The following is a 17,185-nucleotide window of genomic DNA, read 5'->3' on the forward strand; positions in this document are numbered from 1 at the left end:
TACAAGGTTACAGCAAAGGAAGGAGACTGCACTCAGATGTATAATCTTTCAGCGCTGTATCATCCGATTACAGCCAATCCGGCCGGGGGCGGCGAGTATCTGCCGGGCAGGCTGCTTCAGCCGTATATCCGCTGCTTCTGGGGATCAGGAGCACAGCCCCCGCCGCCGCAGCGGACGGAGACCATCATACCTGACAGCTGTATGGATATTATATGGGAATGGGATGAGCGGACAGGGGAGTCCGGTGGTATATTTTGCGGGATTAATGACAGTCCGTTCGAGACAGGACAAGCAGCACAGCCTGTGCCTACGCAGCGGTTCGCCATCCGGTTTCATTTTTGGGCCGTTCATCTGTTCGCAGACGAGCCGCTGACAGAGGTACTGAATGTGCATGTTCCGGTAGAGCATTATTTCCGGACCTTCCGTAAGGAGCTGGGAGACAGGCTCCAGCATATCCGTACAATGAATGAGCGCATCGCTGCTGCTGAAGACTTCCTTCTGCGGAGATTGGAACGGGGAAACCGCACCAGTGACGGGATGATGAATGCGGTCCACAGGCTGCTTACATCACGCGGAATCATGACGGCAGGGGCGCTGGAGAGCAGCTCGGGCCTAAGCAGCCGCCAGCTTGAACGGCTGTTCCGGCAGCATATCGGTCTTCCGCCCAAAAAGGTAGCCGATTTAATCCGCTTCCAGAATGTCTGGCGGGACCTTTACCGTTCTCCGCAGACCAAGGGAGTAATGCAGGATATTGTGTTCACCTACGGGTATAGCCATCAGTCGCATTTGATCAACAACTTCAAGAAATTCGCGGGCAGAACTCCGATGGATGCGTTGAGCCATGCCCGGCGCTGATGTCGTTTTTTTGCAATACAAGCTATTCATGCAGAAGTACAATGAGCATAGAACGGCTGACAGCAGCCCGATCACATCACAGGCAATGAAGGGAAGGATATCATTATGATCACAACATTTGACGGCATTAATCTGTACAGCAAAGATCCGGCGGCGCTGGCGGCATTCTACTCAGAGGTACTGGGCATTCCGGTTCCATTCGAGGGCTATGGAGAGTCTGACGGTGCCAAAATTGCTTTCGAACGCAGCCAGCCCGGCATCATTATCTGGAACGCAGCCAAATGGGAGAATCTGACGACAGGCACTGTTAATCTGGTGTTCTCCTGCGGCAGTCTCGACGAAACATATGAGCAGCTGAAGGCGAAAGGACTGGATTGCCATCCCCCGGCAACCATGGAGTACGGCGGTAAAGAAATGAATTTCCGTGATCCCGACGGCAATGGTATTACGTTGCTTGAAGGCGGATATTAATCGTTCCACACAGAATATTAACAATAGTATTATTGAGCGGCGTCAGTTCCGGGCAGAAGTTATGTCCTGGACTGGCGCTGCTTGTGTTATCCAGGCAAGTGTGTCCAGGCAAGGAGCAGGTGGACTTTTATATTGACAATGATAATCATTATCAAATAGAATGAGGGTAATACAGCATGAAGTAAGCGAGTGCGGTCGATAATACATTACATTTGTACCCTGGGAGGATTAAAGTCATGGCTAAAGTGCTAGTGGCATATGCCAGCTTGACTGGCAATACGGAGGAAATCGCTGAACTGATCGTGGAAGGAATACGCGCGGCAGGCGGAGAGGCGGTTCTGAAACCGGTCACCGACTGCAATGCGGATGAGATAAAAGCTTATGAGGCTGTACTGCTGGGTGCGTACACCTGGGGAGACGGCGAACTGCCGGATGAATTCCTGGATTTCTATGAAGAGCTGGATGAGCTGGATCTCAGCGCCTGTAAGGCGGCGGCCTTCGGAAGCGGAGACACCGGGTATGAGATCTACTGCGGTGCGGTGGATCAGATTGAAGAGAAGCTGAAGGAGCGCGGGGCCGAGATTGTGCAGCCCAGCCTGAAGATTGAATACGGTCCGAATGCAGCGGAGAAAGAGGCATGCCGCACCTACGGACGCCAGTTCATCGAGACCTGCGCGGCGGTCTCTTAAGGATGGGCGCAGCGGCAGGAGACTTCACAGGAACGAAGCCGGATGCGGAAGCAGGCCGGTATAGACGCCTGAATGATTACCGCATGGAGCACATCATGCTGGGCGGGGCCGAGGCGGACGGCAGCGGAGCTCCCGCTACCGGACTTCCCCGCTGGAGACAGCAGGTTCAATATGCAGTCGGACATACGCTTAATGACTTCTACGGTCTCCGGCCCGAGGTGCGCCGGGAGACGCCGGTCCAGTTTCTGCTGGAGCGCCGCTGGCCGCCGAAGGGCAACGCTTTTCCTTCGCTGATGCATTACTGGGATGTGAAGCAGGCGGTGGCCGATGAGCTGATGCGGATTGTCGCGGGCAGTTTCGCCCGGGAGATTCCGGTGATGCGCTTCGAGCAGTGGCATGTTCCTGTCCGGGAGCTTGAGATTGAGCTGGCGGTGATTTTTCAGCTGGCCTGGAATTCGGAGCTTACGGAGCGCAGTCTGAATATCCAGAAATTCATGGTACACGCCGATCAGCAGGTCATTACCGGATTTCTGCATATGGCGAATCTGTTCTGCCATAAGGCTTACGGGAAGCCGGCGGAGACGATCGCCATCTACTCGCTGCTGGATGGCCGCAGGCAGCTGTTCGATGGGGCAGACATGCCGCTGCAGGAGTCGCTGGATTATGTGCGCCTGCTGTCTGTCTTCCTGGAGCGGGAAGAGCAGGCAGCAGGATGCGTGAAATGCAGCAACCGCCGCAGTGACCGTGATGAAGCCCAGGTGCGGGGCTACGGACTGATGTAAAAGCAGACGAAGAGTGTGACAAGATAAAGAAAGCATCTCCTTCAGAGTCATTTGACCATGAGGGGATGCTTTTTGATTGTTTAGAAATTGTATGTGAAAAACAGCATACATTGTGCTGGTGCGCAGGCGTATGGGCCGAATGTATGCGAAAAACAGCATACATTGCGCTGGTGCGCGGACGTCTGGGCCGAATGTATGTGAAAAACAGTATACATTATGTTGGTGCGCAGGTGTGTGGGCCGAATGTATGTGAAAAACAGCATACATTCAGCCTACACGCAGCCGCTTGGCCCCAATGGTGCCTCTTAAAATACTCGTCCAGGCTAGCTGTTCAAAGGATAGGTGTAATAATCCTGCTGGTTAAGCACGACGAATCCGCAGCTCTCATAGAGCTTCAGCGCATTCGGGTTATCCAGCGCCACCTCCAGATTTACTCCGTTATAATTCCGCTGCTCCCGCTCGATAGTCTGCTGGAGGGCACTCCGGCCGATGCCGAGACCGCGCAGCTTCTTGTCCACCGTAAATCCGTAGATCCAGGTTTCGTTGTTCTCCGACCACAGGCGCATTTTCCCGGCGGGCTGGCCGCTTAGCTCAATGATGATATGCTCCTGTGAGCCTTCCTGTTCGTGCAGCTCATACATTTCAGCGGCGTCCTCTTCGGTCATCTGGAACCCGTCGCAGTCGAAGGCGATGAGCAGAGGCGTCTCCTCAGGGCGTGCAGGCCGGAGCAGCACATTGCCGGAGGCTGAGCTGGCCTCTGAGGCTCTAACCTTGCTCCCTGCGCCATCCCATTTCATCTGAAACTCAGAATGGCTGAAGGCAACCGGCAAGGTCTTCAGATAGGCATTCCCTGAAGCCGAAGCTGCAGGGGTGTTCAGCAGCAGTGACTTCGTCTTCCCCCGGCGGATGACGGCCTGAGCCTGCTCCCAGAGGGAGCTGAAGATCCCCCGGCGGCGGTAGCCCGGCCGGACCATGCCGCATACCTCCATATCACCGCCGATGCCGTACAAGCCGATGAATCCGGTCAGCAGCTCCCCTTCGTAGGATAACACCCACTCCGCACCGCCGGCTTCTCCCGGATGACGCAGCATGTCCCAGTTCAGCTTCAGCGAGATTCCTTCATATTGCTCGCAGCGCTGCTGCAGCTCTTCAATCTGTTTCAGTGTATCTGTATTCGTCAAACGATCTTCCTCCTATTTGAGCACATCCTTGTATTCCGTGTGCTTCTCGAATTGATGGGCCGCATACGGGCACACCGGTACAATCTTGACACTCTGCTCACGGGCCAGGTCAACGACCGCCCGAACAAGCTTCTCTCCCGCGCCCTGGCCGCGCAGATCTTCGGAAACAAAGGTATGGTCAATCACCAGATTCCCTGTGTTCTCTTCGGTTCTGTATGTAATCTCGGCCAGGTCTTTTCCGTCACCAGCGATATAGAAACGTCCTTTTCCCTTTGCGATTTTATCCATCTTATAACCTCACTCCATTCCGGTATAGTGCCTTTATTTTACTACCCTGTGCGGCAAAAAGCGAGAAAGGGGAAGAGAGGTACCGGAGTTCGTTTACAGCAGGTTATTTAGCGTAATTATTTATAAATATGGATCTCGCTTGAAAATTACCCTATTTTGACTTGTTTATTTCCCGGTGCTATACTGATTCCATAGCAGGCAAATATGGTTAATAAGAGACTGATTAGACATAAGAGCTAATTGGTCTTGTTTTTTAATGCAGCTATGCTGACACTACTTGGCGTACGCCGCCCCGGGCGTCTTACCCGGCTTTACGAACGAAGGGCGTATCGCTCAAAAAACTATTAGGAGGAAATATCATGAATACCACAGTACGCTTGACTGAAAGATCCGGATCGAATTCTTCCCAGCGCAGTAAAGGTTTTGTACCGGTTGTAGTATACGGTGCAGGTTCAGATACCCAGTCCTTCTCAGCAGATGCCAAAACCCTTAATGATATTCTCGGCAAAAACCCGCGTGCCATCCTGAAGGTGGAATTCCCGGGCTCCGGCTCGAAGAATGCGGTTATTCAGGAAGTGCAGCGCCAGCCGTTATCCCGTACATTGCTTCATGTAGATTTGCAGCAGATTGATATGAAGGCGGAACTGGATACCAAGGTGGCCTTCAACTTCACCGGCGACCCTGCCGGCGTCAAGAGCGGCGGCGTGCAGCAGATTGAGCTGTACGAGCTGGACATCCGCACTCTGCCGGATAAGCTGGAAGCTACCTTTGATGTAGATATCAGCGGCCTGGAGATCGGTGATCAATTGCTGGTATCCGACCTGCCGAAGCATGAAGGCTGGGAGATTCTTACCCCTGAAGATACGCTGATTGTACGGATCTCGCCTCCGCTCGTGATGGAAGAGCCGGCTGATGAAGCTGCTGCCGCACCAGCCGAGGAAGCAGCCGAAGCTGAGAAGTCTGAAGAATAAGACTTTTCTGGCTGCAGCCATCGAATCGTTATAAGCAGAGCACTCCGCAGATAGCCTGAGATAACGGCTGTATGGAGAGTCATAGTCTTTGATCACCCAGGAGCAGACATATCCTTAGCAGGGAATGGTCTGCTCCTTTTTGCAGAAGCGGGAATCCCGAACATCGTGGACTTACATATGAGAGAGTAGGAGAGTGCATTCATGAATCCTAATATAATTAAGCTGGTAAGCGGCTCCAATGCGAAGCTGGACGAGGCTTCCACCCAGGCAACCGTGAAGATATCCTGCAGCAGTTCTCCGGCTATTCTGGATATCAGCTGCTTCATGGTGGGCGAGAACGGGAAGGTACCATCCGATGATTTCTTTATCTTTTATAATCAGCCGGCTGACCCCAAGCACACGGTCGTATTCAATTCTATTGATAAATACAGCGGGGAGTTCGCTATAGATTTGCGTGCGCTTAGCGCCTCGGGCATCGATAAGTGTGTCTTCGCGGCTACGCTGGACGGCCCCGGAACCTTCGCCGATGTCAGAGGCTGCAGAATCAGCGCGGCAGGGAAGGATACGGAGCTGGTGTATGAGATTGTGGAAGGCAACGCCGAGACCTCGCTCGTGCTGGCAGAGCTGTACCGCCATGGCGGGGGCTTCAAGCTGCGCGCGGTCGGACGGGGCTTCCATGGCGGACTGAAGCCGCTGGCGGAAGCGCATGGGGTCGAGGTGGAAGACGAAGCGCCGGAGAACGGCAGCGGAGCACAGGCTCAATCGGTGTCAGGCCATACCGAAGCAGCGGCTACCTACAGCGGACCGCCTAGGGATACAGTCCAGGAGGAGGCTCCCCGGCCGGCACTGAATTTGACGAAGATTGACCTTCTGAAGCAGCAGGTAGGAATTTCACTGCGCAAGAAGAATCTCGAACAGGAGAAGGCAAGGGTGGCCGTGGTGTTCGATGCCTCTGGCTCTATGGCGCAATTATATGCGAAGGGAGTCGTGCAGCGGGCTTTTGAACGGGTGCTGGCTGTGGCGGCTAAGATGGATGATGACGGGATGCTGGATGTCTGGTTCTTCGCCACTAAGAGCAAAAGAATGCCAAGCGTGAATGAACACGGCTATGAGGATTATGTGAAGCGGACCTATCCGGGACCGAAGATGTTCGGGGGACTGGGCATCGGGAACAACGAGCCGGTGGTTATGGCGGATCTGATCAAGAAGTATACGAAGGAGGAGCCGGGCGATCTGCCGGTCTATGTGGTGTTCTTCAGCGACGGGGGCATCTATGAGACGCCCAAAATATCGAAGCTGCTGATCCAGAGCTCAAAGCATAATATCTTCTGGCAATTTGTAGGGCTGGGGAATGCGGATTATGGCGTACTCCGTGAGCTGGACGATCTGCAGGGCCGTTATGTGGATAATGCCGACTTCTTCGCGCTGGATGATCTGGACGAGGTTAGCGATGAGGACCTGTATGACCGGCTGTTTAACGAGTACCCGAAATGGCTGCGTGAAGCCCGGCAGAAGGGCGTTGTGCGTTCATAGAATGGAGTATAGAGGGCAGATCCGAAGCCGGGGAAGGGCTGGAATCTGCTCTGTTTTTTGAAAATATAAGAAGTTATAGGTTTCACACGATAACTTATCCTTCTATTTCTTGCTGAAACGGTACCGTCCTTTAAAAGGACGGCTATGCCGTTTCCACTTGTGCATGAGTGGAGAGGAGAAGCCGCTGTTGAACAGGAGGGGGAGTTTCAGGATGCTTGTCAGTTTACAACGTAACAGTGTTATGTTACGATGAGTGCGAGGAGTGGTGATATGGAAGAGGATTTAATCTCCAAAAAGGAGCTGCTCGATGAGACAGGAATCTCTTACGGGCAGTTATACCGCTGGAAGCGGAAGCAGCTGATTCCTGAAGAGTGGTTCATCCGCAAATCTACCTTCACGGGACAGGAGACCTTTTTTCCGCGGGAGCGGATTTTGGGGCGGGTGCAGCATATTTTACAGAAGAAGGATGATCTCTCTCTGGATGAATTGGCAGATAAGCTGTCAGAGCCGGCATCCCCGTACAGAATAAGGTTAACCTTATCCCAGTTAAAAGAACGTAACATTGTTTCGGTAAGCAGTCTGGAGCGGTTCGGAAAACCGGAGGCTGAGGATCTACCGCTGACCTTCGAGCAGATTCTGAATGTATTTGCGGCCGATTGGCTGCTCAGCAAGGGGGAGCTCAGCTGGGAGGAAGCAGACCGGCTCTATCAGACGCTGGAGAGTCATGCGCCGGGGTATGGGGAGAAGGGGTGGGAGCTGTTTTTTGTGCGGAAAATGGGGGTTAGCTTCTTCATTATGGCGCTGCCGGATGCGGGGCTGGCCTTCGATGAGGGGGTACGGCTGGTGAGCAGGCTTCGCTCTGCCGATCTGGCGGAACATCTGAATGGGCGCTTAAGTGAAGGCAACAGTCAAGAGTAAGGAACAGTACACCACAGGAGGCTGAACCATGGAGAAGAATGAACTGCCGGATCTGGTGATGGATGGGGTCAATACGGCTGCCGGAGGCAGATATCACAGCGTGAATATCAACGGCGTCAGTAAAATTAACGGAGCGCTCCACGCACATACCTATAGTTGCGACGGCGTGATGAAGCAGAAGGGCGACCTCACAGCCGATGAGCTGGAGATGAACGGAACTCTCAATCTGAAGGGCAATCTGCAGGTTGGTGAAATGAAGCTGAATGGAGTAGTGAACGGTGAAGGCAGTCTGCGGGGAGAGCGCTGTGTAATGGACGGGATGCTGAAGCTGAAGGGCGATTGTGAGCTGGAGGAGCTGACCGGTGAAGGGGTATTCACAGTGGGTGGCCTGCTTAGTGCGGGCCGGATTGAGTTCGGGCTACAGGGTCACTCGGAAGCAGGGGAGATTGGCGTAGAGAGCCTGGTGATCCGTAAAAAAGGCAACGCTGCTTGGGGCAAACTGCTAGGCGGGATGATTCCCAAGCTCAAAATCGGGCTGCGGGCCAAGCTCATCGAGGGCGATACGCTAGATCTGGAATACACGAATGCAGATGTAGTTAGAGGCGGTACGGTCATTATCGGGCAGGGCTGCTCGATTGGCCGGGTGGAGTATAGAGCGGGACTGACTGTACATCCCGGTGCCCAGGTGGGAAAGGAGGAGAAGATCGGTGAATGAAGCGGTAGAACGTCATGACCTGAAGATACTCGGGACGTCGAGCTCTGTCGGCGGAGTTTTTAAGGATGTGAAGGTGACGGGAGAGTGTACCTTTGGCGGGGATGTAGATTGCTATAAGCTGGCGCAGACCGGAGAGGTTGCCATCAAGGGGAATCTTCGGGCGCAGGATATCAGAATCACCGGTGAGTGTGAGGTCAAGGGACGGGTAGACTCAGCCAGCCTGCGCGGACAAGGAGAGCTTAAGGCAGGCGGCGGGCTGCGGATTGAGGATATCAGGCTGACCGGCGGGATTATAGTTACGGGCGATTGTGAAGCAGAGCAGGTGCAGCTTACCGGAATCCTGGAGGTCAGCGGCCTGTTGAATGCGGAGAAGCTCGACCTGACCTTATTCGGCCCTTGTAGAGCGGATACGGTCGGCGGCGGAGGGATCTCGATCAAGCGCAGCCGTTCCGGCGCGTTGCTCAGACCAGGGAAGAAGATGAGCTTCACGGCCCGCCTGATCGAAGGGGATCAGATTGAGCTTCAGCATACGCAGGCGCAGACCGTGCGGGGCGGAAGCGTTGTGATCGGGCCCGGCTGTGAGATTGATACGGTGGAGTACCGGGAGCTGCTGGAGGTTCATAAGAGCTCAATCGTACGGCACACAGTGAAAATGTAGCGTTAATCCTGCCGGGCGGCCTTGAACCGCAGCACGGTCCGCAGCTTCTCCGGGCGGGCACGCCGGGCATCCGAGATATAGATTTCGCGGTGCAGGAGAGACTCCCGCAGCAGTCCTTGAGCGATGCAAAACTGCTCCATTCTTGCAAAGCTGTGCGGCTCATCATCATAGGGGCCGATATGCAGCATTTGTACGCTGAGGCCGTCTTCGCAGCGGGCGAAGACAGCCTTGTCCAGCAGCGGGTGCGGCTTGCTGCGCTTGACCTGCTCCAGCACTTCTGCGGCAAGCAGAGGGGTCAGAAAATCCGGCTGGCGGATCATTAAGGTGTATACCAGCTCGTTCTTATCAAGAACGGCTAAGCGGCGTCCGGCTTCGCTGAGATCCCATACCCCTTCCAGCGGGAAGACGGTGTAGTCGTAGTAGTTTTCGGGTGCGGAGCCTTTTCTCGGCAGCATCTTGACTGCATAGGACAAGGAATACAGCACAGCGACCGCTTCTGCGAATGCGCTATCGTTCGGATTACCTTCACCCCGCAGGGTGAAATAAGGGAAGGCGGGTACCTGAATCAGCCCGGGTTCGGCGGGGGGCAGATATAGGGCCTTGTCTTGTTTTCTCCATTCAAATTTCATTTGGGTCACCTCAGTTCATAGGATTGTGCTGCATTCAGCATATCATGCGAACTGGACAGGTATATGTCAGGTTGGATTCTGGCGATGGATGGATAAGCTTGTTAAACCCTATCCACCCAAAATCTAAGGGACCGGGGAGATCTTATCCCCGTGAAAACGCCACTTTTTGCAGCGTAACGGACTCAGGCGACCTTACAGTCTCTTTATGAGACGTTTCGGAGCCGAAGTGCAAAGGATAAGGGTTGTGGAGTCCGTAACTCGCCCAATTGGCGACTTTCTTCCCAAAGAAGAGTACCACAGTCCGTTACGCTAAACTAAACGCCCCTGATGAACAAGGCCCGCTTGAAAAAAAGATGTAATTCGAAGGGGAATTGCGTCTGCTCCACCATTTTAAATCCGATGCACTACTAGTATCTAATAGCAGAAGTGGAGTTGTTTATACGGCGGATATTCTGCCTGTGAGCAGCTCTTTTTATGTTGTATAAATCATGTGATCCGGGGACAACAGCGGCCGGAAGTCCAAATGTTCACCGCAGGGACGGCCCAGCATCGGGTTCAAGCCTTAAGTGCGGCCTTTTTATTTTCAGAATAAACAAAATATGGTATTGTATCTATATATTGAAACGCTTCCACGTAGAGCAGTGAGAAAGGCGGAATCCAGTATCAATCATTATTCCTATCAAAAGCAAGGAGGATTTCGATGATTAAGGCTGTTGTCGTAGATGATGAGCGTCTGGTGCGCAAAGGTTTCATCTCACTGCTGGATTGGCCGTCCTTCGGGGTGGTGATTACCGGAGAGGCCAGAGACGGGCAGGCGGCACTGGAGCTGCTGCGCGAGCAGGAGACGGATCTGCTGTTCGTGGATCTGTCAATGCCGGGGATGACCGGGTTCGAGCTGATCCGGGAAGTGAGGCTGCGGTATCCCGCGGTCCGCTGCGTAGTGCTGACCTGCCATCATGAATTCGATGAGGTGCAGGAGGCGCTGCGGCTGGGAGCGGTAGATTACATTGTCAAGACGCTGCTGGAGCCGGAGAATGCCGATGTGATCATCCGCAGACTGGTGGAGCGGATCAGGTGGGAAGACGGGAACAAAAGCACTGCTGCAAAGGCAGAGCAGAGGGTGATCGCTGAGGACAAGGCGCTGCTCTTTGTGCCGCTTACGCCGGAACTGAAGGAAGAGCAGCTGTATGCGCTGTCTCTGGTGAGAAATTCCACACTACTTGCTGTGCGGGGGATGTGGTTGTCTCCGCTGCCGTATCCTGTGGATGCAGCGCGGATCGCAGGAGAGCTGGGAGCAGTGCTTGGGACAAGCTGGACAGCGGCGCTGCTGGAGGGGGTGCGTGGTCAGCCGCTGAAGACAATCGCTGCGGTGCTGGAACAGTCGGCCCGGCAGGCGCTGTTCTATGCTGCGGGCGGCCAGGCGGTCCCGAGTCTGCACTATGGTGAACTGCAGGCGCTGGCCGTGCGGCAACGGCCGGAGGCGGGTGTCCCTTCCGCGCTGCTGCAGGCGCAGAATCTCCGCTGGACGCTGGAGCGCAGAGATTGGGACCTGTTCCACAGCGGGGTTGCGATGCAGCAGCCGGACCCTGAGGCGGTGGGGGATTTTGGCCGGGAGCTGCTGCGGAACTGGAGCGGCCTGCTGCTTACGGCGGAGGAAGCGCAGCAGCTCGCGCTGGCGGCAGAGTGCAACCGGCACTGGCGGCATTGGCTGGTCTGGCTGCATCAGTTCACGGGGCATGTCCAGCGCCGGATGATTGAGCTGGGGCTGAGCCAAGAGGTGATGCTCTGCCTGATCACCGCTGTGCGTTATATGAGGAGCCATGCCGGCGATAAAATCAATCAGGGCGATGTTGCCGCAGCTATCCATATGAGCCGCGGCTATTTCAGCCGGTGCTTCGCCCGCTTTGCGGGTGAGACGTTCGGGGAGTGCCTGCGGCGCATGCGCCTGGAGCTGGCGAAAGCGCTGCTGCTGGAGACCCCTGTCCCGGTGTGTGAAATTGCCTGCCGGTCCGGCTTCGGGGATGAGCGTTATTTCAGCAAGCTGTTCCGGGAGCATGTCGGCAAGCTGCCGAGTGAATACCGCGCAGAGGGCTGGCTGCAAGATGCACGCTTCGCAGCTGAACCCGGGGACAGCAAGGACAGTTGGATGTTGTCGACCACTTAATGATTTATAGGGTGCCGTCACCTGTCATACGAGGCCATCGGGTATCCCCATTCGATGCACTCAACCCTGCCCGTTCAGCCGGTCTGAGTTGCGGGTGACCTTGTGGAGCAGATCTATCAGCGTATCCAGCTCACTCCCGGTGAGATCCATGGACAGCTCGCGGTTGAAATCGTCCAGCAGCGTCTGGAAGACAGGGGCGAAGTCGAGCGCTTGGGGAGTTGGATACAGCAGGAAGGAGCGGCGGTCGTTCGGGTCCGTCCGGCGTTCGATGTATCCCGAAGCCTCCAACAGCTTGACGGAGCGGGTGGTTGTCGCTTTGTCACATTTAATCCGGCTGGTCATCTGATCCTGGGTGATCCCCGGATGACTCAGCACCAGCTTTAAAAAGCTATGCTGGCCGCCGCTGCCGATGCCGTAGGGAAGCAGCTCCTTGGCCAGTATTTTTTGGTTCTGACGGTGAAGATGGGAGATCAGCTTCCCGATGGGTTCTCTATTTGAAGTCACAATGGACACCTCGCTGAGGATTATAACGGCAGCCTGCCTTAGGAATGCCGTCTGCCTCAGATCTTACCGTAATTTTGTTGCGCACGCAACTAATTTGCAGTACACTGTGAAGGATTAGTTTGTTGCGCATGCAACTAGATTACATTGGATACAAGAGGGTGTTAGCGGATGAGCAGCTTAGAGGCGACCTATCAGGAGGATGCCGGGATACAGAAGAAGCGCTGGCTGATTCTGATCGTTCTTAATTTGTTTACTTTTATGTCTACACTGGATGGAAGTATTGTGAATATTGCGCTGCCGGTGCTGGTGAAGGAGCTGGGGCTGCCGGTAGCCCAGGTAGAGTGGGTGACAACCGGATATCTGATGGCAATCTGTTCAGTGATTCTGTTCTTCGGGAAGCTGGGTGACATTGCCGGCAAAATCAAGATGTTCAAGCTGGGCATGGTCGTCTTCACTATCGGCTCTCTGCTCTGCGGATTAAGCCACAGCCTGCCGCTGCTCATCGCTTCGCGTGTCGTGCAGGCGGTCGGTGCTTCGATGACCATGGCGAACAGCCAGGGTATTGTTACGGATATTTTCCCGTCAACGGAACGCGGCAAGGCTCTTGGCTTGATCGGAACCTTCGTGTCCCTCGGCAGTATAGCGGGGCCCAGTCTCGGCGGAATTATCGTATCGTCGATGGGCTGGGAATATATTTTCTGGGTGAATGTGCCGATTGGAATGCTGGCGATTGCGCTGGGCTGGAAGGTGCTCCCGAAAGATCTGGTACGCATCAAGTCAGCGATTGATGTCCCCGGCAGCCTGCTGTTTGCTGTCTTCATTGTTTCTCTGTTCGCCGGACTTCTGCTCGGCCAGCAGCTTGGTTACGGGGATACGCGGATTCTTGCCGCCCTCACTGCTGCGTTTATTACCTTCATCGTCTTCCTGATCGTGGAGCTGCGCAGCGCCGGGCCGTTGCTTCAACTGGGCCTGTTCAAGAATCCCTTGTTCTCACTGAGTATATTCTGCGCCTTTCTGGTGTTCGTATCGAACTTCTGCTTCAATATTATCGCACCGTTCTATGCGCAGAATATGCTGAACATGTCCCCCTTTGACGCAGGCTTTCTGCTCATGCTCTACCCGATCTGTATGGTGATTGTCGCTCCGCTCAGCGGGGCGTTGTCTGACAAGATCGGTTCGGAGCTGCTCACCTTTGCAGGGCTGATCGTGATGGTGATTGCCCAGTTCGGGCTGGCCCGGCTGCATGAAGGCAGTCCGGTGATGCTGGTCGGCGTCTGGATCGCCATGCTCGGTATCGGCAGCGGGATGTTCGGCTCACCGAACAATTCGCTGATTATGTCCACGGTGCCGCGAACACAGCTAGGCTCGGCAGGCAGCGTGAATTCGCTGGTCCGTAATGTGGGGATGGTCGTCGGCATTACCGTAGCGACTTCGATCCTGTTCAATGTAATGAGCAGCAAGGCCGGCTACCGGGTAACCGGGCTGGTGGAAGGACGTCCGGAGCTGTTCCTCTCGGGGATGCATGTAGTCTTCCTGACTTCGTCCGGGATCTGCCTGTTATCGGCGCTGCTTACCGGCTGGCGGCTATTCTCTTCGAGAAGGGCTAAGAGCCTGAGCATATAGAGTGTACACAAGAGCAGGGCTGCGGAATTTCGCTGTTCTGCTTTTTTTGAAAAAATCAGAGTTTTGGGGTCCCCGCAAAGTACCTGATTCATCATCGAGCTAAAGCTTCACTTTGTAGGGATGTTATGTCACAACATCCGGCTCCATCTTGTCTACAGTTATGTAGAGCAATACAACCATAATGGAGGCGACTTAACTTGAGTCTACGAATGAATTATCGTGAGGTTAACAGCCCGGCGTTCCGGGCAATGATGGCGCTGGAGCAGCATGCAGGAAGCCGCAGCAAGGATAAAGTGCTGTATGAACTGGTTAAAATACGGGTCTCCCAGATCAACGGCTGTGCGTTCTGTCTGGATATGCATGGCAAGGATCTGATGAAGCTGGGCGACTATGCCGATCATATTCTGCTGCTGAGTGTGTGGCGCGAAGCGCCGTTGTTCAGTGCGAAGGAACGTGTGCTGCTGGAATTTGCCGAGCAGGTCACGCTGATCAGCGAAGCGGGCGTTCCGCTGGAGCTGTACAATAAGATGCTTACGCATTTTAGCGAAGAGGAACTGGTAGACTGGATTATGGCGGTCAATACGATCAACAGCTGGAACCGGATTGCCATTACGACCGGGATGTTCCCGGGCTGCTTCAGCTAAGGATAAGGACAGGAATGTAAGGAAGGAGAGCTGCGTGAAGTGGACAGGGGTAAAATAACGGCACAGGCCGAGACACCTGCAGCTGAGAATCCGGGTATGGAGGAGCTGTACCAGAATTATAAAAGCTATGCCTTTTCCATTGCGTACCGGATGCTAGGCGTGGTTGCCGATGCGGAGGATGCGGTGCAGGATCTGTTCGCCGAGCTGCAGCACCGGGACCGGAGCAGCATTCAGAATATCAAAGCTTATGTCGCCAAAGGCATGACCAACCGCTGCCTCAATATGCTGAACTCGGCACGCAGCCGCAGAGAGACATATATCGGGGAGTGGCTGCCTGAGCCGGTAAGCGAGGGATACGATGGCCCGGAAGCGGTGGCAGAACGCAAGGATAATCTGTCGTATGCTTTTCTGGTGCTGCTGGAGCGTCTGTCTCCCACGGAGCGTGCGGTATTCGTACTGCGGGAAGCCTTCGAATACGACTATGAAGCCATTGCCGGAATGGTAGGCAAATCGGGCAGCAACTGCCGTCAGATCTTCAGCCGGGCCAAGCGTATCCTGATGGCAGAGCCGGCTTCCCGGTTACCCTCGCTCCGATATGGAGCCGTCACCGAGAATCTGCTGGTGCGCTTCACTGCCGCGTTCACCTCTTATGATGTGAGCGGTATGCTGGAGCTGCTGGGCGAGCATCCGGTCCTGGTTGCCGACGGCGGGGGCCGCGAAGTGCATACGATTCTCCGGCCGATGACCGGCCGCCGGGGAGTTACTGCACTGCTGACCTCGAAGCGGGTTATGCACTATTTGCGGGAGTGGAGGCATTCCTTCGGGCTGCTGAACGGCGAACCGGGTCTGATCTTCACCGATCAGGGAGTCGTGAAGTGCGTGCTCTGCCTGAGCACGGATTCCAGCGGGGAACGGATTCAGAATCTGTATCTTCTGATGGACCCTGCGAAGCTGTCCCATATTACCGTACCTCCTGAGCCGCCGCAGCAGCACTGATGTCCTGCAACAACTAATAAGACACGTTACTCTCCCTAAGCGGGAAGGCAACGTGTCTTATTAGTTGTTAGGGGTGATATGAAGAATAATACAAATCACATCATCCGCGATGTAAGTCTTCAGCTCCCAGCGAAATTCAGGGATAGTAAATCAGAAGGTTTAGATGTACAGAATGCAATTAAGCCTGCACGCCCACTTAGTTCTTGAAGCTATGGATTGGCGCGGGAATCCGTCCGCCGCGGTTGACGAAGCCCGCACAACTGAACGGATTGACGGCCATGACTGGAGCGTATCCGAGCAAGCCGCCGAATTCGACCATCTCACCGACGTCCTTGCCGATGACCGGAATGACGCGGACCGCTGTGGTCTTGTTGTTGACCATACCGATGGCGGCTTCATCGGCAATGATGCCTGCGAGGGTCTCCTTGCTGGTGCTGCCGGGAATGGCAATCATGTCAAGGCCTACCGAGCAGACACAAGTCATGGCTTCGAGCTTCTCCAGAGTCAGCGCCCCGCGCTGGACCGCCTGGATCATGCCATGGTCTTCACTAACCGGGATGAAGGCGCCGCTTAAGCCGCCGACATAGGAGGAGGCCATGACTCCGCCTTTTTTGACATTATCATTAAGGATGGCCAGTGCAGCAGTGGTGCCGGGAGCACCGGCTTCCTCCAAGCCCATGACTTGGAAAATCTCTGCGATAGAATCGCCGATCTCGGGCGTAGGGGCCAGCGACAGGTCGATGATGCCAAAGGGCACGTTCAGGCGCTTGGAGGCTTCCTGGGCGACCAGCTGGCCGACACGGGTGACCTTGAAGGCTGTGCGCTTGATCGTCTCGCACAGGGTCTCGAAGTCCTGTCCCTTCACCTCTTCCAGCGCCCGCTTGATCACACCCGGGCCGCTTACGCCCACGTTAATCACACACTCCCGTTCGCCCACCCCGTGGAAGGCGCCGGCCATGAACGGGTTATCCTCGACCGCATTACAGAATACGACCAGCTTGGCACAGCCGATGGAATCGCGGTCCTTCGTGCGCTCAGCCGTCTGGAGAATGATGTCGCCCATCAGCTTCACGGCGTCCATATTGATGCCGCTTCGCGAGGAGCCGACGTTGACGGAGGAGCAGACTCTCTCGGTTACCGCCAGCGCTTCCGGGATACTGTCAATCAGAATCCGGTCGCCCTTGGTGCAGCCCTTCTGCACCAGCGCGGAATACCCGCCGATGAAGTTGACGCCTACCTCCTTGGCGGCCTTGTCCAGAATCTGGGCGACAGGCACGTAGGTATCGGTATGTACAGCGCCGGCAGCAATCGAAATCGGCGTTACAGAGATCCGTTTGTTGACAATCGGTACTCCGAATTGGCGCTCCAGATCCTCCCCGGTCTTCACGAGCTTCTCAGCGGAGCGGGTAATTTTGTCGTACACCTTCTGGTTGAACACCTTCATGTCGGTATGGGCGCAGTCCATCAGGCTGATACCCATCGTAATGGTGCGGACATCCAGGTTCATTTCCCGGATCATTTTATTCGTCTCCTGAACTTCTACAATCGAGATCACTAGTGCTCA

18 protein-coding genes are annotated in these 17,185 nt (G+C 55.0%); 13 read left to right on the plus strand and 5 right to left on the minus strand.

Features of this window, described 5'->3' with window-relative positions:
- Positions 1-36: 36 nt before the first annotated feature.
- From NST04_RS15945 to NST04_RS15960, 4 genes are all read left to right on the plus strand, one after another.
- Positions 37-855, plus strand: coding sequence for a helix-turn-helix domain-containing protein (locus tag NST04_RS15945; protein ID WP_341185028.1), 819 nt, complete (start codon positions 37-39; stop codon positions 853-855).
- A 105-nt stretch (positions 856-960) separates the two neighbouring features.
- Positions 961-1,326: a VOC family protein gene (locus NST04_RS15950; RefSeq protein WP_341185029.1), complete on the plus strand. Its 366-nt coding sequence runs from the start codon at positions 961-963 to the stop codon at positions 1,324-1,326.
- A 236-nt stretch (positions 1,327-1,562) separates the two neighbouring features.
- Entirely contained in the window at positions 1,563-2,015 is a 453-nt protein-coding gene (locus NST04_RS15955) for a flavodoxin (protein WP_341185030.1), read from the plus strand.
- Complete coding sequence (locus NST04_RS15960; protein WP_341185031.1) at positions 1,964-2,797, plus strand: hypothetical protein; 834 nt, start codon at positions 1,964-1,966, stop codon at positions 2,795-2,797. Before NST04_RS15955 ends, NST04_RS15960 begins: the two co-directional genes overlap by 52 nt.
- Before the next feature lie 323 nt (positions 2,798-3,120).
- Here NST04_RS15960 and NST04_RS15965 read toward each other — a convergent pair whose 3' ends face one another.
- A complete protein-coding gene (locus tag NST04_RS15965) occupies positions 3,121-3,978 on the minus strand; it encodes a GNAT family N-acetyltransferase (protein ID WP_341185032.1) in 858 nt (285 codons plus the stop codon).
- 12 nt (positions 3,979-3,990) lie between these two features.
- Positions 3,991-4,266 carry a GNAT family N-acetyltransferase gene (locus NST04_RS15970; RefSeq protein WP_341185033.1) on the minus strand — a complete coding sequence of 92 codons (276 nt, stop codon included), beginning with the start codon at positions 4,264-4,266 and terminating at the stop codon, positions 3,991-3,993.
- 359 nt (positions 4,267-4,625) lie between these two features.
- Between NST04_RS15970 and NST04_RS15975 the strand changes: the two genes are divergently transcribed.
- From NST04_RS15975 to NST04_RS15995, 5 genes are all read left to right on the plus strand, one after another.
- Positions 4,626-5,237, plus strand: a complete 612-nt coding sequence (locus tag NST04_RS15975) for a 50S ribosomal protein L25 (protein ID WP_341185034.1) — start codon at positions 4,626-4,628, stop codon at positions 5,235-5,237.
- Positions 5,238-5,438: 201 nt separating this feature from the next.
- Entirely contained in the window at positions 5,439-6,770 is a 1,332-nt protein-coding gene (locus NST04_RS15980) for a vWA domain-containing protein (RefSeq protein WP_341185035.1), read from the plus strand.
- 270 nt (positions 6,771-7,040) lie between these two features.
- The gene (locus NST04_RS15985) at positions 7,041-7,688 is read left to right on the plus strand and encodes a DUF4004 family protein (RefSeq protein ID WP_341185036.1); all 648 of its coding nucleotides are present in this window, start codon (positions 7,041-7,043) and stop codon (positions 7,686-7,688) included.
- Positions 7,689-7,716: 28 nt separating this feature from the next.
- Positions 7,717-8,403, plus strand: a complete 687-nt coding sequence (locus tag NST04_RS15990) for a hypothetical protein (protein WP_341185037.1) — start codon at positions 7,717-7,719, stop codon at positions 8,401-8,403.
- Positions 8,396-9,061 carry a hypothetical protein gene (locus NST04_RS15995; protein WP_341185038.1) on the plus strand — a complete coding sequence of 222 codons (666 nt, stop codon included), beginning with the start codon at positions 8,396-8,398 and terminating at the stop codon, positions 9,059-9,061. The genes NST04_RS15990 and NST04_RS15995 overlap by 8 nt, the downstream gene beginning before the upstream one ends.
- A gap of 2 nt (positions 9,062-9,063) precedes the next feature.
- On the opposite strand, the gene NST04_RS16000 is transcribed toward NST04_RS15995, so the two are convergent.
- Complete coding sequence (locus tag NST04_RS16000; protein ID WP_341185039.1) at positions 9,064-9,690, minus strand: GyrI-like domain-containing protein; 627 nt, start codon at positions 9,688-9,690, stop codon at positions 9,064-9,066.
- 700 nt (positions 9,691-10,390) lie between these two features.
- On the opposite strand from NST04_RS16000, the gene NST04_RS16005 reads away from it, so the two are divergent.
- On the plus strand, positions 10,391-11,854 hold the full coding sequence (locus NST04_RS16005; protein WP_341185040.1) for a response regulator transcription factor: 1,464 nt from the start codon (positions 10,391-10,393) through the stop codon (positions 11,852-11,854).
- A 60-nt stretch (positions 11,855-11,914) separates the two neighbouring features.
- On the opposite strand, the gene NST04_RS16010 is transcribed toward NST04_RS16005, so the two are convergent.
- Positions 11,915-12,358: a MarR family winged helix-turn-helix transcriptional regulator gene (locus tag NST04_RS16010; protein WP_341185041.1), complete on the minus strand. Its 444-nt coding sequence runs from the start codon at positions 12,356-12,358 to the stop codon at positions 11,915-11,917.
- Positions 12,359-12,526: 168 nt separating this feature from the next.
- On the opposite strand from NST04_RS16010, the gene NST04_RS16015 reads away from it, so the two are divergent.
- The 3 genes from NST04_RS16015 to NST04_RS16025 all read left to right on the plus strand — a co-directional run bounded on the left by NST04_RS16015 (position 12,527) and on the right by NST04_RS16025 (position 15,621).
- Entirely contained in the window at positions 12,527-13,981 is a 1,455-nt protein-coding gene (locus NST04_RS16015) for an MFS transporter (RefSeq protein WP_341185042.1), read from the plus strand.
- 197 nt (positions 13,982-14,178) lie between these two features.
- The gene (locus tag NST04_RS16020) at positions 14,179-14,625 is read left to right on the plus strand and encodes a carboxymuconolactone decarboxylase family protein (protein WP_341185043.1); all 447 of its coding nucleotides are present in this window, start codon (positions 14,179-14,181) and stop codon (positions 14,623-14,625) included.
- 96 nt (positions 14,626-14,721) lie between these two features.
- Positions 14,722-15,621 carry a sigma-70 family RNA polymerase sigma factor gene (locus NST04_RS16025; protein ID WP_341185261.1) on the plus strand — a complete coding sequence of 300 codons (900 nt, stop codon included), beginning with the start codon at positions 14,722-14,724 and terminating at the stop codon, positions 15,619-15,621.
- A gap of 196 nt (positions 15,622-15,817) precedes the next feature.
- Here the strand turns inward: NST04_RS16025 and NST04_RS16030 are convergent, their stop codons facing one another.
- Positions 15,818-17,176, minus strand: a complete 1,359-nt coding sequence (locus NST04_RS16030) for a PFL family protein (RefSeq protein WP_036700806.1) — start codon at positions 17,174-17,176, stop codon at positions 15,818-15,820.
- Between the last annotated feature and the right edge of the window lie 9 nt (positions 17,177-17,185).

The organism is Paenibacillus sp. FSL H7-0756, from assembly GCF_038006765.1.
Taxonomy (GTDB): domain Bacteria; phylum Bacillota; class Bacilli; order Paenibacillales; family Paenibacillaceae; genus Paenibacillus_AQ.

Coding starts and splice junctions, on each gene's coding strand:
- NST04_RS15970 (WP_341185033.1), bottom strand. CDS start 4,266: ATGGATAAAATCGCAAAGGGAAAAGGACGTTTCTATATCGCTGGTGAC.
- NST04_RS16025 (WP_341185261.1), top strand. CDS start 14,722: ATGGAGGAGCTGTACCAGAATTATAAAAGCTATGCCTTTTCCATTGCG.
- NST04_RS16015 (WP_341185042.1), top strand. CDS start 12,527: ATGAGCAGCTTAGAGGCGACCTATCAGGAGGATGCCGGGATACAGAAG.
- NST04_RS16000 (WP_341185039.1), bottom strand. CDS start 9,690: ATGAAATTTGAATGGAGAAAACAAGACAAGGCCCTATATCTGCCCCCC.
- NST04_RS15975 (WP_341185034.1), top strand. CDS start 4,626: ATGAATACCACAGTACGCTTGACTGAAAGATCCGGATCGAATTCTTCC.
- NST04_RS15955 (WP_341185030.1), top strand. CDS start 1,563: ATGGCTAAAGTGCTAGTGGCATATGCCAGCTTGACTGGCAATACGGAG.
- NST04_RS16005 (WP_341185040.1), top strand. CDS start 10,391: ATGATTAAGGCTGTTGTCGTAGATGATGAGCGTCTGGTGCGCAAAGGT.
- NST04_RS15945 (WP_341185028.1), top strand. CDS start 37: ATGTATAATCTTTCAGCGCTGTATCATCCGATTACAGCCAATCCGGCC.
- NST04_RS15960 (WP_341185031.1), top strand. CDS start 1,964: ATGCCGCACCTACGGACGCCAGTTCATCGAGACCTGCGCGGCGGTCTC.
- NST04_RS15985 (WP_341185036.1), top strand. CDS start 7,041: ATGGAAGAGGATTTAATCTCCAAAAAGGAGCTGCTCGATGAGACAGGA.
- NST04_RS15980 (WP_341185035.1), top strand. CDS start 5,439: ATGAATCCTAATATAATTAAGCTGGTAAGCGGCTCCAATGCGAAGCTG.
- NST04_RS15990 (WP_341185037.1), top strand. CDS start 7,717: ATGGAGAAGAATGAACTGCCGGATCTGGTGATGGATGGGGTCAATACG.
- NST04_RS15950 (WP_341185029.1), top strand. CDS start 961: ATGATCACAACATTTGACGGCATTAATCTGTACAGCAAAGATCCGGCG.